This window comes from Hymenobacter telluris (assembly GCF_017313265.1).
GTDB classification, from domain to species: Bacteria; Bacteroidota; Bacteroidia; order Cytophagales; family Hymenobacteraceae; genus Hymenobacter; species Hymenobacter telluris.
This window is the reverse complement of the sequence record NZ_JAFLQZ010000006.1, coordinates 184,126-203,517: the sequence shown is the minus strand read 5'-3', so window position 1 is coordinate 203,517 and position 19,392 is coordinate 184,126. Positions and strand designations below refer to the sequence as shown.

Genomic DNA, 19,392 nt, shown 5'->3' with positions numbered 1-19,392 from the left:
GGGGCGTTCTAGCTACGAAGCCACTTGAGGATTTCGTCGCCGGACTGTTTTTTAAGTATGTCGGGCTGCTCCGAACCGCGCCCTTTCACGGGCGACATCGGCGCAGGGGTCTTGGTAATCGGTTTTGCCACGGCCTTGCTCGACAGCTCTTTGATACGGATCGTGGCGTCGTAGATGTCCATGGCGTTCAATTCGTCCAGGGCATCCTCTTTGACGATCCAGTATGCTGATGCGGGGCCAAACTTGCGGATAAGGGCCTCGACGTGCGGGGCCACGTATTCGTCGTTCGCTTCCTGCATCACAGCGTCGAAATCGGGAAGTTCGTCGCGCACTTTTTCGACCTGGGTCAGGAAGTCCTGCTGGGCTTTTTGGGCCTGAGCGTTCTGCTCTCTCTCGGTCTGCTCTTTGCGCGAGCTTTCCCATGCTGCTTTGGCGGCGTCTTTTGCTTTCTGGTCGGCAACGGCACCAACGTATTCCTCAATCGTGTCAAAGTCCTCCGATTTTAGTGTCGCGGGGGCTTGAGGGGAGGGTTTTGCGTCTTTTTCGCCAGTCTGGCCAGCATTGCGCAAGGCGCTCAGCTCTGCCGTCTTCTTGGCGATATTGCGGTTCTTGCGTTCCAGGGCCTTGCGGAGCTTGGCAATCTCCTGTTCGGGAGTAAGTTCGACCTGTTCCTTGGTGGAATCAGGCGAGGTCGCGTCAGCTACGGTTTCGGCTGGAGCAATCTCCGCTAATGGCTCAAGATTTTCATCTGATAAGGCGGGGTTTGGGTCAGTCATTTACACTTTCCTTGGGTTATAATACAGCATCCAATGGATAATGCAACATTTTTTAGCGCCCGTAAATGATAAAAGCCGAGCTGGTCAGGTTCACCGTGGCTAAAAAGCTATTCTGCATCTTTAATTCGATGCCCAGGCCGTTGTCGCGGATCATTTGGTTGACGTAGATAATCGTGTTGTCCGTCACGCGCTTATCGGCAGAACCGGCGAACGTGGTAATTTCCTTGAAACCGCCATCATCGGGAAACGGGAAATAAAAGTTATTGCCCAGCCCGTTGCCGTTCGGAATGACGTAACGCATTTGGACGGCGTTGCCGGTGAGTAGGGCCGAGGCAACCAGGTGCATGAACAGCGAGACATTATAGTTACGATCCACCGTGTCGCTGAACAGGAAAACCTTGTTCACACTGTCCCAACGGACTTTCTTAGTGCCCTGCCCATCAACATCGGGAAAGGTATTGACGTTAACCGAGCTGACGCCGTTAAAGTCCACGCGCTGCCAACTGGTAGAGAGCGCCAACGCCGTCGAGCGATTAACGCGCAAACGCGGCGAGCCTTCCAGGTTACCGTTTAAAATATCGTTATCGGTGCGGTGAATGGGTGCCATTAGGTCACCTGTGTGGTTACGATGTTGCCGGTGTCGTTGACGGTCAGGCGCCAAACGCTACCATTGGGAGAGGTCAACTGCGGGCCATCGGTGGCGTCGAGAAAGCGCAAATCGCTACGGGTCTGGCGCGGCGTCAGGTAGTCTGGGCCGTTTGGCAGGCGTACCAGCTTTGGCCGACCCCATTTGATCGTGCGCGTACCCGTCACGGTGCCGTCCATGTCGGCGTACATATAGAACGTCAGGCCAGTGGTGCTACGGGCACGCATCGGCCAGGTGCGCAACACCATGCGAATCGAGCCATCGGGGAAAATATCCTTGATGACGGCACTCTGGGTATTGGTGTACGAATAACCAGCGGCGAAGCAGCGGGCGAAACTGTTGTCGGTGCTCAGGTCACGCAATTCCAGGATGGGTGAACGAATCGGATTGACGCCCGAGCTGGTCGGGTCGAGCACGATTTCCACTTCTGCCACGTACCATTCATTAAGAATAACGCCCGCCGTTACTGACGTTGCCGTGGGTCTGGCGCGCATAATTTCGCCATCCACCCCTGTACCATTGGCGGAATATGCCATGGAGATAAAGTTTTCGGTTTCGTCATTCCAGTCTTTCATGGCGATGATAGATGCTATCGCCGTGACCGAGGAGCCAAGGCTACGCTCTGCCCGCCAACTGTCCGGCAGGGTTCCCGAAACGCCGGTCGAGATAGTGCCACCCGTGCCGGTGAACACTGGGTTTGTCAGCATATTGCCATACGGAACCAACGTCACGTCGTAGGCTTCCGGTTTAGTGCGCGGGATACGGGTCGCGCCATAGACGCTCTGGAACCATGATACCAGAACCTGAGAAGCGATGGCGAACACGCCGCTGCTGTTCAGGTGCAGGCCGTCATAGGAATAAGTGATGCGCAACAGGCCGGTCGCCGGATCAATCAGGACCGGGTCGCAATTCAGGAAAAACACCTTGCCAGGCAATGTCGCGGCATACGCCATCAGCTTGGCGTTGACATCGAGGCGGACCAGTTCTTGCGGGGCCGTAAAAGCCTTGCCGTCGGCATTGTGGCGCGGCGGAAGGGACAGAATGACAAACGTTTTGCCGCCAGCCAACGCGATATCCGCCATCGAACGCACATTGGCGACGATGGAATTGGCCGTGCGACCCGGAGGGATATCGTTGGTCGGCGCACGGAAAAACACGACGTTCGGGTCGTAGGACATGACGTCGCGCTTGAAGCGAGCCAGCATATTCGCCGATGTCTCGCCGCCGATGCCCGCGTTATGACCCTGAATAGGGGACAGATTACCGTCGTAGTTTACCAGGTACTCGAACGGATAATTTAAGAGCGCCTGCATCCAGTTATAATCGCCGCGCTGATGCACGTAGGTCGAATAGCCGGTTGTGCCAGCCAGCGCCACCCCAACGCCGTTGCCAGTCAGCGAATCCCCGATTGTACCCATCCGGCCCACCACCGAAGCGCCACCTTTAGACCCCGAGCCACCCGTTACGCCACGTACAGACATGCTTATTCTCCATACCCGGTTGTGATATAGGTTTTGCCCGTGCCGCCGTTCAAGGCAATGGTGCTTATATAGTTCTGCGTGGTGTCCGACTGAAACGAAAACAGCTCGACCACGCCCGCATAGGCCACGAACTGCTTGCCGGCCAGCTTGTTATTGGTCAGGCCATTGCTGGCAGGGGTGGCGACCGGGGCCACGCAGATGATCGTATCAACGTCGCACTTGACGCGATAGGTCAGCGACTGACCGCCATCGGTGGTGCGGACCGGCGTCGAGGGCGTGGCATTGGTGTCGAGGATAAATTGCTCAACAGGACAAAACAGGGTCATTTAGCGGGTTCCTTGATCGGAGTGTTCATCTGGGCGAAGGTTTGGTTGTCACTGGCCTTGATAGATGCATCGGCCTTGATTTTCTCGGTCACGATCTTGGCCTGAGCATCCGTATCGATCTTATGCACCTGCAAGCTGCGGTCGTCGGATTGACCCATCATGGCGTCACGGTGCTTCATGGCCTCCAGCTGAACCTGCATTTCCTTGATTTGCAAATCCTTGTTTTTCAGGGCCAGTTCGCCATTTTTATTTTGCAAATCCTGCTGTGCCTGCTGCAATTCGGCGCCCATGGCCTGCATCTGGGCCTGCATCTGCTGCAACGCGCCTTGCAATTGCATGACTTCCGGCGTCTGTTCGGTGTCTTCGTCAGCCGTTAGCTGAGGTGACAGGCCGCGCTTAACGCGCTTAGCGATGGCTCCAGCGTTCGGGATATCAAGAGATTCCACCAGCATATCCGGTGCCGCGTTTCCGATCAATGGAATGGTTTTGCTCAGCTCCATCAGGGCCTGCGCGCCTTCTTGGCGCTTGGTGGCGTAGCCTGGGCCGGTGATGACCGCGACGTCATACTTGCCGACGCGCAGATCGTGCAGTTGGTTACGGGAATTGATTGCGGATTGATCGTTAGGGTCGGTCGGGAGCTGGCCGTTGACCGGCACGCGCTTGGGTGTGCCATCTTCGCCCAGGATGCGCAAAATGCGCGGGGTGTCAAAGACGCGGGGCAGCATATCCAGAATGATCACGCCGCCATGGCCGACCGAGCGAGCCAGGTTGTCGCCAAAGTGAAACGTGGCCGTGTCGCCCTGCTGCTGGGTGGCCAGGATAGCGCGGCCCGACTTTTCGCCCGTGCGCTCATTGCCCAGCGAGGGGTCATACATACCCATGGTCGCCTTCATGTCCTCGACGGTCGCCATGCGGGCATTGACCACAGCGGCGGGGATTGGCGTTGGCGGCTCTCGGAACGGGCGCTGCGTTGGCTTACCCATGACGTCGGTGCCCTTGTATTTCAGGACCTTTTTCTTGGCAGGGTTGACCCAATCGGCATTAAAGTCGGCAATCGTGTCGGAGTCCACCACCCAGGGCGAGCGCGGCGCCTCCATAATCAGCTCGGTTTCCAGCGAGGCCCAGAAGTTGTGCATTTTCTGCGCGTCTTTGGCGTGGCGGATCAGGCTATACAGCTTGCGCTTGCCGTCGATCCAAATTTCCTTGCCGTAGACCGGAATAATCGGGATATACGAGGACGGAAACTCGGTTTCTTCTAGTATTTCCGCGCCCGTCATCTTGTAGCGCTTGACCGTGTTTTTCTGGATCATGCGGGTTTTCAGGACCGTGTATTGCCCCTCGCGCTTGGCCAGATCGTCGGAAAATAACACAGAGCCATCGTCAAGCAGGGAAATTTCTTTTTCCTCTGGCACGCGCTTAAAGTATTCGGCAACCGTGATCATTTTGTCCGACGCCGCAAACCCGGTCTTGCTCATAGCCATATCATCAAAATTGCGCGCGTCCGCCTTGGGGTATTGTTCCTTGAACGTGTCGAGGCGCATTTCTTCGATAATAAACCCATCGTTGGCATCGCGGCCGTCCGGCTCAACGCTCATGTTGTCGATCAGGCAAGAGCGGGGATCATGCACCCGCTTAATCAGGATGTGCTGCTCGAAGCTGTCGGGGTCAACGTAATCATGGTCAATGCGGATGAAGCCAATGCCGCCCTGAACGGCATACTCCATGGCCGTGTCATAAGCGGTGTCAGCCTTGGAAACCTTCTCGATATTGCGGATTAGGTCTTGGATAAGTTCGGCGGTCTTGATGTCAGCCTCGTCATCGACCGGCAGCACCTTGATGGTCGGCGTGTTCTGGCGGTTGCTGTTGATGACCTGATTGATGAACTGGCCCATACGGTTGATGGTCAGCGTCGGCTTTTCGCCGCGGGCAGTCATGTCGCCAGGTTTCCATTGCTGGCCATCGACTGCGAATTTGAGATCGTCGGTGAATTCGTCGTAGATCGGTTTCCAATAATCGCGCAGCTCTTGCAGGCGGTCTGAAGCCTCTTTAATCAGATCGTCTTTGTTTTCGTCGTTCGCCATTAACCTGCCATCCACGTATCGCCAGACGCATGATACTCTTGCACAGCTGCTTTAGCAATAGGCTTTATCGTAGCCACGCCCAGACCGGACACGATGCCATAGCGCAGGCAATCCATGAGGTGATCGAACTCCTTCACGATGCGGCCCTTGTCGTCGCGGCGATACAGCCGGATTTCGGCCAACGTTTCGGTCAGGTTGCTGAAAATCTTGAGCTTGCCGACGGTCATTTTTTCGTACACGTCGAAGATGCCGGATTCGACCGCATTACTGGCCGGGATGATCTTCAAGCCCTGTTGCTGGTAGAGGTAAATCAGTTGCTCACCGTCCTTTTGCGCCCGGCCGCGCGATGCCGGGTCGATGACGCCATGGATCCAGTCGCCCTTGGCGCGGATTGTGGCGGCATGAACGCTCGGCTCGGCCTGGCCGCGCTTGTATTCGGCATAGGCATAAGTCACGTCCGTATCAGGGTCGGTGGCCAGCCACAGCGAAGCGGTGTTGTTCCAGCCGACATCCATGCCGTAGCAGCGCTTGTAATGCTTGGGCAGCTCGAACGGCTCGCAGGTGAAATCGCTCTCCGGGATCGGATAGACGGCACCGGAACCCAGAGACGGGATACCCTTGGAACGGGCATCGCGCTGGTGGGGCGGGAGCGAGCGCATCAGCTCCTCTTTGTCCTCGTCGGACAGATGCGGCGCATCGTCCCAAGTCGCGCTGATGACCGTGACAACGCCGTCCTTTGCCTGTTTTTGCAGGTGCAAAACGGTTTCCGAGACACCCTTAAGCGGGGTGAAGGTGGACATGACGATGCCCTTGGTGGTCATCGTGCGGATCAGGCCCTCCGTATAGATGTCGATCGGCGGCTCCTCGTCAAACCACACGCCATCGCGTTCGGTCGCCTGAAAAACTTCGCGCCCCTGGTCATACGATTGCAGCTGACAGGTGCTGACCCCGCCCGAGATATGCTTGACGTAGATGTTGCCGACCGCCTTGGGAATACCCGATTTTGGCGTGGTGCTTTCGATATATTCTTTCGGGATCATGCCCGTGCCGATGTCGTGCAATTCGCCCAGCAGCTTGAGCTGGATGGAGTCGCGCACTAGCATGCCAGTCTCACCACCAACGAGGAAATTCACTGGCTTGCTGAAACGGCGCCCAGGCCACCACCAAGGATAAATGCCCGTCAGGTGGCAGGTCAGCTCGTAACCGCCGGCGCCATCGGTTTTGCCGACGCGGTTGGCTGCGATCATGGCCCGTTCGCGATGCACGGCACCAGCCTTGAAGAAATCTAAATGCTTGTGATACAGTTCACGGCGAAACGGGCCAGTGTCGGGAAAATACCCGTCAATCTTGCGATACTTGCGACGCTCCAACTCGCGCCGGATATCAGCCGTTGTTATTTTCAGCGTCAAGAGCAGCCTCTAGCTGTTCCTTGGTGAGCATGCTCAGCAGCTTGGACGTGACGTCGGCCGTGCGGACCTCGACCGGGTTTTCTTTGTCGCCGGCCAGCGTCGTGGGCAAGACTTTGCCAACCAAGGTCATGAAAGCGGTCGGGTTTTCTTTGGATTGCCGAAGCAGGTATTCCTCGCCACCAGCCTTATTAAGGGCACCGAGCACCATACCCTTGACGTCACTGGAAATCTTGTTTGGCGTTCCCTTTTTACGTCCGCCGAGCTTTGGCTGTCCTTTTGGCCGGGCCATGAATACTACCTTTAACTATTTTGGTATCAGTTCTTTGGGTTTGTGATTTTGTCAATAGCAAATTGTAGGCGACTGCGCACCATATCTGGCATGTCGATGATACTGCGCTCGTCAGGCGAGTGGTAGCCATGACCAAACGATGCAGGCTCATCAGAGAAAATCACGTATGCAAAACCCGTGGGCTCCTTTCCATTATCCTTCAGGGACTGAAAAGATTCGCCGATCTGTTCGCTCATTTTGCGCCGCACTACGTCGGCGTCAAATTGCTTTGGCCTAATGACCTTAATGCGAGGGATGCTGACGCGATCAGCCATATCAGGCCACCAGCGCGCGGAATTGGTTCAGTAAACCGTTAAGCTCGCTTTCTTGGTCGCTAGTCTCAGCGTTAACCATGATAGCGTCATGGCAATCAATAACGAATTGATCGTCGGGCATATCAGGATTGGTGCCGAGCGCTTTTGCCAGCTGCGCCTTGAGTTTCCCTTTGTTCGTCTTAGCCACGTCTATCCCCCTTGGTTAAAAATTGCCTGTGCGCCCCTATTTCTCGAACTATGACGTTGGCCACAACCGGCAACTCGATAGGGACTTGGTTTGCCGGGTTGACAGGCGCAACCCCCGTGAGCGGCGGCGTGGCATGAAGTCAGAATACCAACCGGCGCAGACGTTCGTCAAGCCCTATCTGTGCTGCAAATAATAGATCAGGCAAGGCCGCATAATTACTCGCCAAACCCCTGAAACCGCGTCCGACCCATGCCGGATTGGGGCGACCGAGGGTGTCAAGCACAAAAAAGGCCCGGTCAGCGCAATAGGCGCAAGGACGGGGCCTTTTGATTGGTTGGCGAAGCAGAGGATTGCTCCTCACTCTGCTTCCACCACTTAGACAGATTCCTAAAAGTTTGGGCTATCGTTCTTCACTTCGCCAGGTAAGAACCCAAATCTTTCATTTTAGCAAGTAAACAGTTGATTGTATGCATAGTATTGTACGTTAGAGGTTTAATTATTTCCCAAGCATGCTCGATAAAGAAAGCGCCGACCTTAGCTTCGAGGTAATGGCGTATCAAAAATGTTGCGCAAGCAGCGAGAGGAATAAGTAAAGGCCACTTCTGGCACAAGGCATTCCACCAAATTGGAATCTGCTTCAGCGAGCAGATCTTTGACAGCGCCGATTACACTGTCTACAATACAAATATACAAAAATAATTTAAGAAAATGGTTGTTACATCAGAAATTATTTTATGAGACTGCGCAAAAGTGGCTTATAAATCACCCGGCAGCTTGATGTAGCAGGCGTAATCTTCCAGTCTATCCTTATCGGTAAAGGCACGCACCCCGCTCAGTGCGTTTTCCATCTGATCGTAGAACACCTCAACGAAATAGCCGCCGGGCATCCGGTACAGATTGACCGCATCTTCTTCTTCGTAGCGCCGCGCCAAGTAGTCACCCTCAGCCCAGACGGCGGCGTACTGAAATTCGAGGCGGCTTGCGTTGAAGTTATCAAGGCTAATCATAATAGGAAATTTATATATTTGGTGCTAGGTGCTATTCGTTACAAACCAAATAAAATTATCATGTTTGGCTTACCGGAACAGATTCTATCGGCGATAATTGGCGCTTTAGCCACATTTGGCGCAGAAGTATTTTCGAAATACGCCCCTGGGAAAAGCGAAACCAAAAAAGAAGCGGATAAGGCCGTTGATGAGGTTTACGCCAATCTTGTCACCCAGATCACCAAAGGAAACATCAAAGCGCTCAAAATCCTTGATAAGGAGGAAAGTCAATCACCTGAGCAGGTGCGTGAAAAGATGTATCCCAGCATCTTTCTCGTTGGTAAACAGGAAAAGGAGTTTGACGGCGAATTCCGTTATCGTCTGGAATATTTGAGGGTTCTTGGATTGACTTATACGCACAGCGGTACGGAATACTCTTTAACGGCCTTAGGAAAGAGCTTTCTTAATCGCTATAAGCGCGAGGGGTTATAGATCACCAATCTGCCGAGCCTCGTATCGGTCGATATACTCATGCTCGGCGCGGGTCAGTGCGAATGGCCCCTCCTTCGACCGCTCAACCAGCCGCTGGTACATACGACCGCACATCGGCCTAACAGACGGGTCTAGAATTTCGATGATGTCGGTCGGCGTGGGTATCTCCCTGCCCGTTTTCAGGTATTGCCTGAACGCGGTCGTCACTTGGTCGATGTCGTAGTCCTCAAGCATCCACTGAAAACCCGCATCACGAATAGCGGTGATGTCGGCCGCCTCACCGTATTTCTTCAGCATCAGGTAGCATTGCTGCAACAGGCGGCTCAGCTGCTCTTGGCTTTCCAAACAGTCCTTGATTGGGGTTTTTGCCGCCATTGGCTGCCCAGGCTGCACGGCGCTCGCGGATGATGCGCTCTGTTTCTTCGCTGGCGAGCTGGGTCTGGGACTTGCGGCCACCAAAGCCGTTTCCTTTCGGTTCTCCGGTAGCGCCTGCATTTCCAGCAAAAGCGTTTCCAGAGCTGATTTGACGGGTTCCATTGTAATCTCCTTTGATCTCAAACACGCCGGACCAGCCGCGTTCCAGTGATTGTTGCAAAACGGCGGCAGGGTCGTGGCCTTGCTCTCGGAGCTTGTCCAGCTTACCGATGATGAGCTGCTTGGCGCGGGCGGTGAACTTGGCGCCGCGCATCTGGCAGAAGTCTTTCCAGTCGGTCACTGGCAGCCATGCCGGCAAGCCTTTGGGGGTAGGGGGTATAGATACGTTAGTATCTATATTATTTGGTTCTGGTTCTGGTTGCTTGGGCATTGCTCTAGCATTGCTAGGGCTTTGCTTGGCGTTTTTCGACTTAGCCAAACCGCCGTTTTTCCCAGCGTTTACGCGGCGTTGGTGCTGCTCATTAGCCTTGGCGATGATATGCTCGCACTTGTCCTGACGCCACATCTCACCATCACGAAAGAAGAATTCTTCAAGCACGGCGTCTGTATCGCTACGTTCTTGCTCTGACATTGCTCTAGCAATGCTATAGCGTTGCTTGTCAGGCACAGGCTTTTCGGTGGTGTAAATCCAGCGCATCAACATCATGAACGCGCCGTGCTGCCCTTGGGTGAGGTGCATTGTCTTGCCGGAATAGTCCGACCAATAGAACGGATAATAAGCCTGGGTCATACCGCCTCAAACTTTTCTGTTTGATTGCCCCAGCTCGACCAGCCCTTGCGGGTATTTCTGGCAAACAATTCAAGATATGGGCCCTCAAACAGGCTTTCAATCATGGCATACTGGCAATCAGGTTTTCGGCTATGCTCCCTGACCGCGGCCTCGATGATATTCCGTGTAGACCGGTTGAGGATGTTTGGGTTTCCAATCGTGCCGACGAGAAACGGTTCTGACGCACTCCGAAACAGATAGCCTGTTCCAAAGGCTGATTTAGGCCTCAGGCAATCTGGTGTCCAGCTCTTTGACCGTTTGTGCCATGCGCCGCCAGTTTTGTATTGAAAGCCCCAATCGGCCATGAGCTTAAAGGCTTCATCCAACTTTGGCCAAACGGCCCACATAAAGCAAACCGCGTCGGGAGCAGTCGAGAAAATGAACTCGTCGCGTAATTGAGCCAACTCTGGATAAGTCATGCAATCGTAGTGAGCATGAGGGCTTTTTGCGTGTCCCTTCTCTGAATACATCTCATACGACCACGGCGGGTCGGCTAGTATTAGCCCGTACTGGCCCGGTGGGAATTTCATTGTGAACCTCCTACAGTTCTGGCCTACAGTAAATGGCTGGCGGCCTTGAACCTGTAGGAACATTCAAGCGAGGGCATAACCACCGCCATGGCTTGATTATGCATGACCCGAAATGCTCGTCAAGGATTTATTTGACAACCAATTTGTGGCTGGCTACAATATGGCTGTGTGCGGCTCTAGCGATATCCGCGTCTAAGTCCTGATATCAGGCAGGCCGGTTAGCTACCAGCTTTTTTATGGGCATAGCTCAATGGCAGAGCGCCGGTCTCCAAAACCGTAGACCTAGGTTCGATTCCTAGTGCCTGTGCCATTACTCTGCCAAATGTTCGAGCCGCGTCTTGCCCAGCTCGACCCGATAGGCGTCCTGCTGCTCTTGCTGGCTTTCCGGCACTGGCGGCTCGTAACGCTGCCGGGTGGGCCGGTCTGTCCAAATTTCGTCTTGTCGGGGCTTATATGATTTCTTACCGAAGTTGATGCGTCTCACCGATTGTGATCTCCACTCGTGGGTTGGCCTTATCGGCTTTGCCGACGTCGAGCGTCATGGGCCGGAATAGCTTGTCGTTGACGCCCCAGGCATCGGATACACCATCAAACAGGGCCTTGCAAGAGGAAAGCATGTTGTCCAGGTCGCCGGTATTGCGCGGCGGGTAAAAGACGATGCTCAGCGGGATTTTGCCAGGCGGAAAGGTCGGCGCCATGCTCAAGGCCAGGGCGCGGCAGTGTTCCCGATAACGGACCTTGACCGGGTTTTTCTTGGCCCAATGGCTGCGGTTATTTGGATTGAGGATGCTTGGCGGGTAGGGGAGAACCAGCCTTAAAATAGGCAAGGGGGCCAGCGTACTGTCAGATACCACTGAAACCCCCTTTTCATGCGCGACAACAGGATAGTGCGCAAAACCTAGCCATCTCGGCTCGCTGATTATTCCCTGATAATTTATTTTTTGTCAACTGCATTTTTCCTGTTGACAGGCCGATATGGCTTGCTATGGTGGTGAGGTCAGATACCAACTAAAACAGGAGAACAATCAATGAAATTGACTAGAGAAGATTTATTGCTCGGCTTAATCGGGGGTATTGGTGGTGGCTTGGTGTTCCAGGCCGTCAAGGGCTTTTGCTGGCTGTTTTTTATCGCCAGACAATTTTTGGTGCAATAATGATTTTACACCTTCAAACCCTCGAATACCTGGCTCAATACTTCGATGGCCGCGCCGACTGTAAGACTGCTAATCAGGAAATCCGCACGATGGCCCTAAAGCGTAGCGCTGAAATCCTTGAGCAAGCACATAGAGCAGCGACCAGAACCGCAAATGAAGCTATAATGGAATGTGTAATTGCTGATATGCGGCATTTTTGCGACCCTAACGGCGTGACCCTTGACCATTTGATATTGAGATCGGGAGCGCCTGAAATGGTCCCTGCTGCCGTCAAGGCGTTGGTAAAAGCCAAGCGTGTCTTTTTGAACAATGGTATTTATAAGCTATCGGAGAATAAATAATGGAAAACATGGATATATGGAACGCGCTTAGCGTCACGGACCCGCAGCATACGAAGAAATTCACACGCGCAGGCGGCTTTAAAGGTAATGCAATCAAACCGATGTACGCCATCCAAAAAATGACCGAGCGTTTTGGTGCTTGCGGAATTGGATGGGGGTATACAAAGCCAGAATACCAAATTGTGTCAGGAACTGACGGTCAAGTGTTGGTTTATTGTACCGTTGGTTTGTGGCATACTGGAGACCCGGAAAACAGAAACCCAGCATATGACGAATCTGCTTTCGTCTGGGGTGTGGGCGGCGACTTTGTGATCGTCAAGCAAGCAACGGGATTGCGTTCAGATGACGAGGCCTTCAAAAAGGCTTTCACGGATGCCTTGATGAACGCCATGAAGCATATCGGCATGAGTGCTGATGTTCATATGGGGCAGTTCGATGGCAGCAAGTATTCACCCAATCAAGACGAGCCAAAGCCCATACCCAAGCAGTTGTCAACTGAACGCAAAGGCGCACTGGTTACCATGATGCTTAATGCAAACACCCCTGAAAAACTAAAGGCTATTCAGGATGGGGTTAAGAAAGAATGTGAAAACGATGGAACGGTTCAGGATTACAAAGACATCATTGCCGCCGTCAAAGCAGAAAAACCAAAACCACACAAACAGGAGAGTAATAATTGACAGAAACAGCAAACATCGGTGGTGTCACCGGCGAACGCCTCAAGCAGTACATTGAGCGTATTGAACGGCTCGAAGAAGAAAAATCCGGCATTGCCGAGGATATCCGCGATGTATATGCCGAGAGCAAGAGCGCTGGCTACGAAACAAAGATCATTCGTCAGATCGTCAAGCTGCGCAAAATGGACCGCCAGAAACGCCAGGAGCAGGAAGAAATTCTGGAGCTTTATAAGTCAGCCATCGGATTGGAGTAAATCATGGCATCAGTAAATAAAGTCATCCTTGTTGGCCATGTGGGCAAAGACCCGGAAATCCGCAGTTTTCAGTCGGGTGGTCGGGTCGCCAATTTCACCCTTGCCACGTCCGAGAGCTGGAAGGATAAGGCCACCGGCGAGCGCAAAGAGAAAACCGAGTGGCACAACATCGCTGTTACCAATGATGCCCTTGTCGGTATCGTGGAGCGCTTCGTAAAAAAAGGCTCGAAAGTGTACCTAGAAGGCCAGCTGCAAACCCGCAAGTGGCAGGACAACAACGGCAATGATCGGTACAGCACCGAGGTTGTGCTTAAGCCCTTTAAAGGCGAGGTTGTGTTGCTTGACAGTAAGCAAGACGGTGAATCCGCTTCCAATGGAGAAGCGCGGAGCCAAGCGTCGCGTGATGCGCAACGGCCAGCCGCTTTTGACGATGATTTAGACGACTCAATCCCGTTTTAAGGAGGCGGGAATACCATGAAATATGCAGAACTGTTAGCACGCGTTCGCCTGCAAAATGACAAGCTGGACGAGCAATATGGCGAGATCATGGCCGAGGATGAAGTCGAAATCGACAACATCGAAAACAGCCTTGAATGGTGGACCAACTACCTGATTGAGCGTGCTGCCGAAGACAAAGCCAACGCAAAAGCCGCCAAAGAGCTGGCCCAGCGCTATGCCGACCGTGCCAAAGTGTTTGAGCGCAAGGAAGAATACCGGAAGCTGGGCATTTTCACCCTGGTGGCAATGGCAGGCAAGGGCATCAAGACCGTGGCCGGCAATGCCCGCATTCAGGAAGGTGTCTTAAGCCTGACGGTCAACTGCCCCGCAGAGCTTCTGCCGGAGGAGTACCGGAAGGTTGAATACAAAGCCGACAAGGACGCAATCAAACGCGACTTGCAGGCTGGCAAGGAACTGAACTATGCCGTTCTTGAACGCGGCAGGCCATTCCTGGTCATTCGTTAGTGGAACAGACCTTCATCATTGTCAACGACCAGGTAAGGGCGAACGCTATAACGGCGGTCGCCCTGCTTCCACTCGATAAATGGGAAGTGTCGATTAAGCGCAAAGGCAAAACCCCCGCCCAGCGCCGGTACTGGCATAAATGCATGGACATGATGTGTGAAGGCACAGGCTACAGCCTGCTTGAACTGAAGACGATCATCAAACGCCAGGTGCTTGGGGTTAAGTCGTTCACTACCCGGCGCGGCGAACTGATCGAATACGATTATTCCAGCGAGGATTTGACAGTGGTGGAGTACACAAAGCTGATCGAGCACACGTTGACGCTTGCCGATATGGCCAAGATTGCCCTGCCAAATCCCCGCGACTATGGGTTTCAGGTATGATGTTCCCGAAGCCCGGTAAAAAGCCCAAGAAGAAACGCGAGGGCGACAAGGGCTATCTTTTATGGATCGCCTCTTTGCCTTGCTGCGTTTGTCGCTGGTGGTCAGATACGGTGGTCGCGCATCATAGCCTCACCAGTAAGCACAAGGGCATGGCGACCAAGGCGCTGGACACGGAAACAATACCGCTCTGCCATCAACATCATGCTGCGTTGCATGCCCACGGCAACGAAACAGCATACCTAGCTTCTCACGGACTGCCGGATAGCCTGACGCTAGCCAGGGCTTATAATGAGCAGTACGGCGCCGAACGCTAACGTTCCCGATCATTATCCTTGTTCTTTTGCCGTTCCTCGGCGGCCCGCATCATGTCATCGACCATTTTCTGCCAGCCCGGAGGCTTGCCAGGCGGGTCGGCGCGGTCTTCGGTTTTTTCGGGTTCGGGTGTGCGGGGGGCCGCAGCCTCCTTGATTTGTTCCTTAAAGTCGGCAGCTGGCGTATCCGGGAAATCACCGCGATTATAGGCCTCGTCCATGCCCCGGTAATATTCGTCCAGCACCTCGGATTCGGTGCGCTCGCGTTTGGGCGTGATGTCCTGGCCCTCGATCGCATCCTTGGTGAATTGCTGCTTGCCGGCGCTCAAAGCGTGTTTCTCGATGTCGGTATGAGCCTTGGCGATCATCTTTTTGAGCACGGCGTTCGTGTCCGGCTCCTGCGAGAGCAGATAGCCGATGTTGAACAGCAGCTTGGTATTCTTATCGACCGTTTCGTCGCTCATGGCCTAGAAGGGGTTTTTGACGTGCTTTTCGATGTAGGAAATAATGCTTTCCCGATCGTAAAGGATGATCTTCTTTTCCGGCTGGCTGTAACGGATGGCGCCAGTGTCGCGCAGCTTCTGTAGGGTCGTCGGGGATTTGATGCGCAACAGGTGCATGGCCTCGGCGCCGTCTATCCAACGGTCGAGTGCTTTTTGGCCATGCTTGGCCACCAGCTCGTCAGTGACGCGCTTCACCAACTCCCAGAAGGCTTGATCTTCGAGCGCTATAATGTCGATGCCCATGCTTGAATATATGCAGGGCTGACGACCTGAGCAATAGCGTGTTGCCTTATGGTGCGATGCGGTTTGATAAAAATAAAAAAGGGTGTTGACAATATGACCAACACCCTTCTGAATACTGTTTTACTGATCAAAGCATCCTATTCGCCATTCATGCGGGATAATATCTTGGCTTTGGCATCGTGAACGTCGATGACTTCCCGATATAAGGGGCCATTTGTGATATTCTGATGGGTGGTTGGGTATACTCTAGATAATTCCAGCTTATAAACGTTTTCCTCGCTATCAAACACGTATTTATAGCCTAGAAATACTATGTTGCTATTATTGAGCGGCACTTCGTTAATATTTCCAATCTTCAACATTCGGTTCATTACAGTTTCCTGCATAACGGAAATCATAATGGTATTCCATTGATGGTGTTGAAAGCCTTTGCCAATTAATTGGGTGACATACCGCTTATAAACGTTCATCCAATTTAAGCCAAGCGTTGACTTTTTCTTTAGCTGATCGCTGTTCGTAAGCGCGGTATAAGCCGGAAAGTAGCTCCCCGTTATATCAATTGCTTGATACTCGACAGAGACAAATTTCTTGACATGACCAGAGGATGTAAGCTCCGCAATCACCAAATCCATATTGCCCAAATGGCCAAGATGGACCTCGCTTGTCACCTTTATATTAGCGGGATTGGGCGGCGTCCCAGGCCAACAATTTTCTAAAACGTCTTTGACAATATCAATTTCGTTAAGCCTTTTTGGGCAAACGCATATCGGGTCTGTTGAATTAGGACGAAAGATTGTGCAGACTGGGTACGGACCCTCAAGCTGTGGTGATCTTTTAGTACATGGACCGGATAAAAAAGGACATTCGTAATCAGCGTTAGCCGGGTTGCGCATGTCGGGTGCTGGTTGCCCTAATATTTCACAAATTATTGTTGTTGGATCAATTGGCATTTCTCTTCGGTAAGTAGCAGATATTTCTTAATTTCTCCTGCTACAGCGGCAGCAAGCAACGGGGGTACTGCATTACCTACCTGCCTGAACTGTTCAGTTCGGGGGCCTTGGAAAATATAGTTATCAGGGAATGATTGAAGCCGTGCAGCTTCTCTCACCGTAATGCTACGTTCCTGGTTTGGATGGTAAAAAGTCCCCCAATGTATGTCGCATTTGGTTAATACAGTCGAGGACAGACCATCTTCTTTAAGACGACCGTAACGCTTTGTGTGGTCGCTTCTTTTTGCTCGCTTCATTCCGGTTGGCAGTAATTCGTGCGGAATGTCCCGCCAGCTACCACCTTGCGGCACATATTGCATGCGCTTCAAATTCACTTCCGAGAGTTTTGGCGCTTCGTGGTTGCTCACAAAGAGATTATTTTTCCGCATCAGGCGTTGGTAGGCCGTCGCCTTATTGAAGGGCACGGGGTAAACAGCAGCTGAATCGCAGCCTTGCCCGTTATCAAGGACCGGTAGATCTGACAGCGCATCCTTCACCGTAACATGCGGCTTGCCGTTAGCTACGTGCGTGGGTTCAGGCCAGGTTATTTCATGACCCATCCGGTTCGCAATAATAATGATGCGACGGCGCTCCTGGGGCACGCCGAAATCCTCAGCTTTCAAAACCTTGGAATCAACGTTGCTATAACCTAGGTCAATAAGCCCCTTTTTAATCTCCTTAATCGCCTGACCCTCTGACACGGACGACATGCCCGTTACGTTCTCAATAACAATGTACTTTGGATTTAGGCCCTCAACAATTCTCAGATATTCTTTGAACAAGCCGCTACGCTCGTCATGCATGCCGCGCTGGTGATTGTAAACACTGAAGGCTTGACAAGGAGGTCCGCCCACGAGGCAATCTAGCTCGCCATATTCTATTTTCGCCGCTTTTAAGAAATCTTCGGCATCTATATCCTGGATGGGACCGGGCAGGAAAACAGTTTCTGGGTGAGTTACTTTGAAGGTTCGGGCAGAAAATTCATCAAAGTCATTTGCAGCTAACGCATTGAAACCTTGTTGACGGAAACCTTCGGACAGCCCACCAGCGCCGGCAAAAAGGTCAATCACAGTTGGCTTTTTCATTTTCTTGATTTAAGGGCGGAGTAATCCCCCAGGGACTAGCTTCTTTTCGTAAAGCTAGTGCAAAACTAAAAAAATTAGCAAATCGAGCTAATCTATTTTTGCCAGTAAAGATAACTGAGGCCGCGTTTTGCACCAAACAACAAGATTACAGGGCGCGATGTTAATGGTGCCGGATGAACAATGAGCCTATAGACCAATATGTTTATCTTCCCCGCAAAACTTCACGAGCCATGAATGCCTTTCTTTATCAACCCGGCCAGCGGGAACAGATTTATTCCGCCGAGGGCTTTCATCCGACCACCGCAAATGTCACGCAGATGGCCCGAGCTGCGCGTGCGCTGGAATGTATTCCTGAAATGGTTGATATTCTTGCCAGCACCCCGGAATACACGGTTTACACCATTTTCGATCATGAGGGAGATCCGAACCTTGCGGCGACCGAAGCGGTGGCCGAGCTGACCGGTATTGAGTTTAACTTAGACGACGAAGATCAGGTACTAAGCGGGCCAGTGCTGATTATTGCAGAATAGAAGATGTCGCCGCGCATGTTGTTCCCACCGTTTTTAGACAACAACAAATAACTGTTATTAGGTAGACAATCAGTAACTTACAGAAGTTTTGCCGCGTATTGTCTAGAGGTGGTTATCCTTTTAACCGGGAAATAAAAAACAGCGGTAAAGGTACGAAACAGCCGAGCTTCAGCCGCCAGCCTGCCCAGGCAGAGCCAGCAATTGAAGCCCGGCCGAGGGGTGGCAGGCTACTGCAACGGGGGAGGAGTGGCGCAGTGCGTGCCCTATTTTTCGTTGTGCGAATCAGATTCGGTGCTACTGGTACGCTTGCGGGGCCAGAACTTTTCCATCGACTGGTTGAAGGCGTCCAGCACTTGCCCGCGCACTTCGCCGGAGCTGTTGCGCAGCAGCTTGCCCAGCATGTAGCGGTACATTTCGGTGGTGACTTCCAGGCCTTTAGCACTCACGAGGCCGTGGTGCAGCAAGTCGCAGTTGGTTGCCACGGCGTTGGCCATCGACTCGGTGAGTTTCTCGCGGGCTTCGTCAGCCTCTTCAAATGATTTTTCCAAACGGGCGCTTAAATCGGGGTGGTACTGCTGGTCCATTCTTAAACAAACAAAGTCAGTGTAGTAGGAAATCTATCCGGCCCTCTAAACCGGGGCAAAAGCCGAAAAGGTTCAGTACGCGGCCATAGGCTGCGCAAGTAGTGGTTGTAAACTGCTTTACGCGTTGATAGAGGGTGAATTAGCCGTTGTTAAGAATTGAATTTGAGGGCGCGCCGTGTTCTTGTAAAATGCGCACCGGGCGCTTATCCTGGTCGATGGCCACAAACGTAAACAGCCCCGAAACGGCCTTGTGCCGCTCCTCGGAGTACATCTGCTCGACATACAGATCAACCCGCACTTGCAGGCTGGTATTGCCCACCCGCACTACGCTGCCAATCAGCTCCACGAGGCTGCCGCCCGGAATTGGGTGGGTGAAATCCACCTTATCAGACGAAACGGTCACCATTTTGAGGCGGCTGAACCGGGTGGCCGTAATGAAAGCCACCTCGTCCATCATGTGCAGGGTAGTGCCCCCAAACAGCGTGTCGTAGTGGTTGGTGGTGTTAGGAAAAACGGCTTTGAAAACGCGCGTCTCGGCGCGGGCAATTTTGTGGTCGAGCAGTTCAGTCATCAGCGGAGAGGATGGAAAATGAATAATCCACTGCCCTTCATCTAATTCGGGCTGCCTGCCAAGCACCAAGTTGGCGTGAAAAA

29 protein-coding genes and 1 tRNA gene are annotated in these 19,392 nt (G+C 52.9%); 10 read left to right on the top strand and 20 right to left on the bottom strand.

Features of this window, described 5'->3' with window-relative positions:
* Nucleotides 1-8 precede the first annotated feature (8 nt).
* The 10 genes from J0X19_RS11755 to J0X19_RS11710 form a co-directional block, all read right to left on the bottom strand.
* Nucleotides 9-776, bottom strand: coding sequence for a hypothetical protein (locus J0X19_RS11755; RefSeq protein WP_206984550.1), 768 nt, complete (start codon nt 774-776; stop codon nt 9-11).
* Nucleotides 777-828: 52 nt separating this feature from the next.
* Nucleotides 829-1,383 carry a hypothetical protein gene (locus J0X19_RS11750; protein WP_206984549.1) on the bottom strand — a complete coding sequence of 185 codons (555 nt, stop codon included), beginning with the start codon at nt 1,381-1,383 and terminating at the stop codon, nt 829-831.
* Nucleotides 1,383-2,903 carry a GDSL-type esterase/lipase family protein gene (locus J0X19_RS11745; RefSeq protein ID WP_206984548.1) on the bottom strand — a complete coding sequence of 507 codons (1,521 nt, stop codon included), beginning with the start codon at nt 2,901-2,903 and terminating at the stop codon, nt 1,383-1,385. Before J0X19_RS11745 ends, J0X19_RS11750 begins: the two co-directional genes overlap by 1 nt.
* A 2-nt stretch (nt 2,904-2,905) precedes the next feature.
* Complete coding sequence (locus tag J0X19_RS11740; protein WP_206984547.1) at nt 2,906-3,229, bottom strand: hypothetical protein; 324 nt, start codon at nt 3,227-3,229, stop codon at nt 2,906-2,908.
* Nucleotides 3,226-5,310 carry a portal protein gene (locus J0X19_RS11735; RefSeq protein WP_206984546.1) on the bottom strand — a complete coding sequence of 695 codons (2,085 nt, stop codon included), beginning with the start codon at nt 5,308-5,310 and terminating at the stop codon, nt 3,226-3,228. The genes J0X19_RS11740 and J0X19_RS11735 overlap by 4 nt, the downstream gene beginning before the upstream one ends.
* Nucleotides 5,310-6,719, bottom strand: coding sequence for a terminase large subunit domain-containing protein (locus J0X19_RS11730; RefSeq protein ID WP_206984545.1), 1,410 nt, complete (start codon nt 6,717-6,719; stop codon nt 5,310-5,312). Before J0X19_RS11730 ends, J0X19_RS11735 begins: the two co-directional genes overlap by 1 nt.
* Nucleotides 6,694-7,008 carry a hypothetical protein gene (locus J0X19_RS11725; protein ID WP_206984544.1) on the bottom strand — a complete coding sequence of 105 codons (315 nt, stop codon included), beginning with the start codon at nt 7,006-7,008 and terminating at the stop codon, nt 6,694-6,696. Before J0X19_RS11725 ends, J0X19_RS11730 begins: the two co-directional genes overlap by 26 nt.
* Nucleotides 7,009-7,034: 26 nt before the next feature.
* Nucleotides 7,035-7,322, bottom strand: coding sequence for a hypothetical protein (locus J0X19_RS11720; protein WP_206984543.1), 288 nt, complete (start codon nt 7,320-7,322; stop codon nt 7,035-7,037).
* A 1-nt stretch (nt 7,323) separates the two neighbouring features.
* Complete coding sequence (locus J0X19_RS11715) at nt 7,324-7,509, bottom strand: hypothetical protein (RefSeq protein WP_206984542.1); 186 nt, start codon at nt 7,507-7,509, stop codon at nt 7,324-7,326.
* Between the two features lie 755 nt (nt 7,510-8,264).
* Nucleotides 8,265-8,516 carry a hypothetical protein gene (locus J0X19_RS11710; RefSeq protein WP_206984541.1) on the bottom strand — a complete coding sequence of 84 codons (252 nt, stop codon included), beginning with the start codon at nt 8,514-8,516 and terminating at the stop codon, nt 8,265-8,267.
* Between the two features lie 60 nt (nt 8,517-8,576).
* Here J0X19_RS11710 and J0X19_RS11705 point away from each other — a divergent pair, with 60 nt between their 5' ends.
* On the top strand, nt 8,577-8,987 hold the full coding sequence (locus J0X19_RS11705) for a hypothetical protein (RefSeq protein WP_206984540.1): 411 nt from the start codon (nt 8,577-8,579) through the stop codon (nt 8,985-8,987).
* Here the strand turns inward: J0X19_RS11705 and J0X19_RS11700 are convergent.
* From J0X19_RS11700 to J0X19_RS11690, 3 genes are read right to left on the bottom strand one after another with little or no spacing between them, the layout of a single operon-like run.
* On the bottom strand, nt 8,982-9,284 hold the full coding sequence (locus J0X19_RS11700; protein WP_206984539.1) for a hypothetical protein: 303 nt from the start codon (nt 9,282-9,284) through the stop codon (nt 8,982-8,984). The genes J0X19_RS11705 and J0X19_RS11700 overlap by 6 nt on opposite strands.
* On the bottom strand, nt 9,265-10,152 hold the full coding sequence (locus J0X19_RS11695; RefSeq protein WP_206984538.1) for a YdaU family protein: 888 nt from the start codon (nt 10,150-10,152) through the stop codon (nt 9,265-9,267). Before J0X19_RS11695 ends, J0X19_RS11700 begins: the two co-directional genes overlap by 20 nt.
* Nucleotides 10,149-10,721, bottom strand: a complete 573-nt coding sequence (locus tag J0X19_RS11690) for an MT-A70 family methyltransferase (RefSeq protein WP_206984537.1) — start codon at nt 10,719-10,721, stop codon at nt 10,149-10,151. Before J0X19_RS11690 ends, J0X19_RS11695 begins: the two co-directional genes overlap by 4 nt.
* Before the next feature lie 236 nt (nt 10,722-10,957).
* Here J0X19_RS11690 and J0X19_RS11685 point away from each other — a divergent pair.
* Nucleotides 10,958-11,031: transfer RNA gene (locus tag J0X19_RS11685), tRNA-Trp, on the top strand.
* Between the two features lie 151 nt (nt 11,032-11,182).
* Here the strand turns inward: J0X19_RS11685 and J0X19_RS11680 are convergent.
* A complete protein-coding gene (locus tag J0X19_RS11680) occupies nt 11,183-11,548 on the bottom strand; it encodes a RusA family crossover junction endodeoxyribonuclease (protein WP_206984536.1) in 366 nt (121 codons plus the stop codon).
* A 284-nt stretch (nt 11,549-11,832) separates the two neighbouring features.
* Here J0X19_RS11680 and J0X19_RS11675 point away from each other — a divergent pair, with 284 nt between their 5' ends.
* From J0X19_RS11675 to J0X19_RS11645, 7 genes are read left to right on the top strand one after another with little or no spacing between them, the layout of a single operon-like run.
* Nucleotides 11,833-12,216 (top strand): hypothetical protein, encoded by a 384-nt coding sequence (locus tag J0X19_RS11675; RefSeq protein ID WP_206984535.1) that lies wholly within the window; start codon nt 11,833-11,835, stop codon nt 12,214-12,216.
* Nucleotides 12,216-12,896 (top strand): hypothetical protein, encoded by a 681-nt coding sequence (locus J0X19_RS11670; RefSeq protein WP_206984534.1) that lies wholly within the window; start codon nt 12,216-12,218, stop codon nt 12,894-12,896. Before J0X19_RS11675 ends, J0X19_RS11670 begins: the two co-directional genes overlap by 1 nt.
* Nucleotides 12,893-13,147: a DUF2312 domain-containing protein gene (locus J0X19_RS11665; protein ID WP_206984533.1), complete on the top strand. Its 255-nt coding sequence runs from the start codon at nt 12,893-12,895 to the stop codon at nt 13,145-13,147. Before J0X19_RS11670 ends, J0X19_RS11665 begins: the two co-directional genes overlap by 4 nt.
* A gap of 3 nt (nt 13,148-13,150) precedes the next feature.
* Entirely contained in the window at nt 13,151-13,606 is a 456-nt protein-coding gene (ssb, locus tag J0X19_RS11660) for a single-stranded DNA-binding protein (protein WP_206984532.1), read from the top strand.
* A gap of 15 nt (nt 13,607-13,621) precedes the next feature.
* Nucleotides 13,622-14,110 (top strand): siphovirus Gp157 family protein, encoded by a 489-nt coding sequence (locus tag J0X19_RS11655; protein ID WP_206984531.1) that lies wholly within the window; start codon nt 13,622-13,624, stop codon nt 14,108-14,110.
* Nucleotides 14,110-14,493: a hypothetical protein gene (locus J0X19_RS11650; RefSeq protein WP_206984530.1), complete on the top strand. Its 384-nt coding sequence runs from the start codon at nt 14,110-14,112 to the stop codon at nt 14,491-14,493. The genes J0X19_RS11655 and J0X19_RS11650 overlap by 1 nt, the downstream gene beginning before the upstream one ends.
* The gene (locus tag J0X19_RS11645; protein WP_206984529.1) at nt 14,490-14,807 is read left to right on the top strand and encodes a DUF968 domain-containing protein; all 318 of its coding nucleotides are present in this window, start codon (nt 14,490-14,492) and stop codon (nt 14,805-14,807) included. Before J0X19_RS11650 ends, J0X19_RS11645 begins: the two co-directional genes overlap by 4 nt.
* Here the strand turns inward: J0X19_RS11645 and J0X19_RS11640 are convergent.
* The 4 genes from J0X19_RS11640 to J0X19_RS11625 all read right to left on the bottom strand — a co-directional run bounded on the left by J0X19_RS11640 (nt 14,804) and on the right by J0X19_RS11625 (nt 17,624).
* Nucleotides 14,804-15,268: a hypothetical protein gene (locus J0X19_RS11640; protein WP_206984528.1), complete on the bottom strand. Its 465-nt coding sequence runs from the start codon at nt 15,266-15,268 to the stop codon at nt 14,804-14,806. The genes J0X19_RS11645 and J0X19_RS11640 overlap by 4 nt on opposite strands.
* Before the next feature lie 3 nt (nt 15,269-15,271).
* Entirely contained in the window at nt 15,272-15,550 is a 279-nt protein-coding gene (locus J0X19_RS11635; RefSeq protein ID WP_242582479.1) for a helix-turn-helix domain-containing protein, read from the bottom strand.
* Between the two features lie 137 nt (nt 15,551-15,687).
* Nucleotides 15,688-16,500, bottom strand: a complete 813-nt coding sequence (locus tag J0X19_RS11630) for a NotI family restriction endonuclease (RefSeq protein ID WP_206984527.1) — start codon at nt 16,498-16,500, stop codon at nt 15,688-15,690.
* Nucleotides 16,476-17,624, bottom strand: a complete 1,149-nt coding sequence (locus tag J0X19_RS11625; RefSeq protein WP_206984526.1) for a DNA cytosine methyltransferase — start codon at nt 17,622-17,624, stop codon at nt 16,476-16,478. Before J0X19_RS11625 ends, J0X19_RS11630 begins: the two co-directional genes overlap by 25 nt.
* 230 nt (nt 17,625-17,854) lie before the next feature.
* Between J0X19_RS11625 and J0X19_RS11620 the strand changes: the two genes are divergently transcribed.
* On the top strand, nt 17,855-18,154 hold the full coding sequence (locus J0X19_RS11620) for a hypothetical protein (RefSeq protein ID WP_206984525.1): 300 nt from the start codon (nt 17,855-17,857) through the stop codon (nt 18,152-18,154).
* A 263-nt stretch (nt 18,155-18,417) separates the two neighbouring features.
* On the opposite strand, the gene J0X19_RS11615 is transcribed toward J0X19_RS11620, so the two are convergent.
* Together J0X19_RS11615 and J0X19_RS11610 are read right to left on the bottom strand one after the other, a co-directional pair.
* Nucleotides 18,418-18,738, bottom strand: a complete 321-nt coding sequence (locus tag J0X19_RS11615) for a hypothetical protein (protein ID WP_206984524.1) — start codon at nt 18,736-18,738, stop codon at nt 18,418-18,420.
* 139 nt (nt 18,739-18,877) lie between these two features.
* The gene (locus tag J0X19_RS11610; protein ID WP_206984523.1) at nt 18,878-19,309 is read right to left on the bottom strand and encodes an acyl-CoA thioesterase; all 432 of its coding nucleotides are present in this window, start codon (nt 19,307-19,309) and stop codon (nt 18,878-18,880) included.
* Between the last annotated feature and the right edge of the window lie 83 nt (nt 19,310-19,392).

Coding starts and splice junctions, on each gene's coding strand:
- J0X19_RS11755 (WP_206984550.1), bottom strand. CDS start 776: ATGACTGACCCAAACCCCGCCTTATCAGATGAAAATCTTGAGCCATTA.
- J0X19_RS11750 (WP_206984549.1), bottom strand. CDS start 1,383: ATGGCACCCATTCACCGCACCGATAACGATATTTTAAACGGTAACCTG.
- J0X19_RS11745 (WP_206984548.1), bottom strand. CDS start 2,903: ATGTCTGTACGTGGCGTAACGGGTGGCTCGGGGTCTAAAGGTGGCGCT.
- J0X19_RS11740 (WP_206984547.1), bottom strand. CDS start 3,229: ATGACCCTGTTTTGTCCTGTTGAGCAATTTATCCTCGACACCAATGCC.
- J0X19_RS11735 (WP_206984546.1), bottom strand. CDS start 5,310: ATGGCGAACGACGAAAACAAAGACGATCTGATTAAAGAGGCTTCAGAC.
- J0X19_RS11725 (WP_206984544.1), bottom strand. CDS start 7,008: ATGGCCCGGCCAAAAGGACAGCCAAAGCTCGGCGGACGTAAAAAGGGA.
- J0X19_RS11720 (WP_206984543.1), bottom strand. CDS start 7,322: ATGGCTGATCGCGTCAGCATCCCTCGCATTAAGGTCATTAGGCCAAAG.
- J0X19_RS11710 (WP_206984541.1), bottom strand. CDS start 8,516: ATGATTAGCCTTGATAACTTCAACGCAAGCCGCCTCGAATTTCAGTAC.
- J0X19_RS11705 (WP_206984540.1), top strand. CDS start 8,577: ATGTTTGGCTTACCGGAACAGATTCTATCGGCGATAATTGGCGCTTTA.
- J0X19_RS11700 (WP_206984539.1), bottom strand. CDS start 9,284: ATGCTGAAGAAATACGGTGAGGCGGCCGACATCACCGCTATTCGTGAT.
- J0X19_RS11695 (WP_206984538.1), bottom strand. CDS start 10,152: ATGACCCAGGCTTATTATCCGTTCTATTGGTCGGACTATTCCGGCAAG.
- J0X19_RS11690 (WP_206984537.1), bottom strand. CDS start 10,721: ATGAAATTCCCACCGGGCCAGTACGGGCTAATACTAGCCGACCCGCCG.
- J0X19_RS11670 (WP_206984534.1), top strand. CDS start 12,216: ATGGAAAACATGGATATATGGAACGCGCTTAGCGTCACGGACCCGCAG.
- ssb (WP_206984532.1), top strand. CDS start 13,151: ATGGCATCAGTAAATAAAGTCATCCTTGTTGGCCATGTGGGCAAAGAC.
- J0X19_RS11655 (WP_206984531.1), top strand. CDS start 13,622: ATGAAATATGCAGAACTGTTAGCACGCGTTCGCCTGCAAAATGACAAG.
- J0X19_RS11645 (WP_206984529.1), top strand. CDS start 14,490: ATGATGTTCCCGAAGCCCGGTAAAAAGCCCAAGAAGAAACGCGAGGGC.
- J0X19_RS11640 (WP_206984528.1), bottom strand. CDS start 15,268: ATGAGCGACGAAACGGTCGATAAGAATACCAAGCTGCTGTTCAACATC.
- J0X19_RS11635 (WP_242582479.1), bottom strand. CDS start 15,550: ATGGGCATCGACATTATAGCGCTCGAAGATCAAGCCTTCTGGGAGTTG.
- J0X19_RS11630 (WP_206984527.1), bottom strand. CDS start 16,500: ATGCCAATTGATCCAACAACAATAATTTGTGAAATATTAGGGCAACCA.
- J0X19_RS11625 (WP_206984526.1), bottom strand. CDS start 17,624: ATGAAAAAGCCAACTGTGATTGACCTTTTTGCCGGCGCTGGTGGGCTG.
- J0X19_RS11620 (WP_206984525.1), top strand. CDS start 17,855: ATGAATGCCTTTCTTTATCAACCCGGCCAGCGGGAACAGATTTATTCC.
- J0X19_RS11615 (WP_206984524.1), bottom strand. CDS start 18,738: ATGGACCAGCAGTACCACCCCGATTTAAGCGCCCGTTTGGAAAAATCA.
- J0X19_RS11610 (WP_206984523.1), bottom strand. CDS start 19,309: ATGACTGAACTGCTCGACCACAAAATTGCCCGCGCCGAGACGCGCGTT.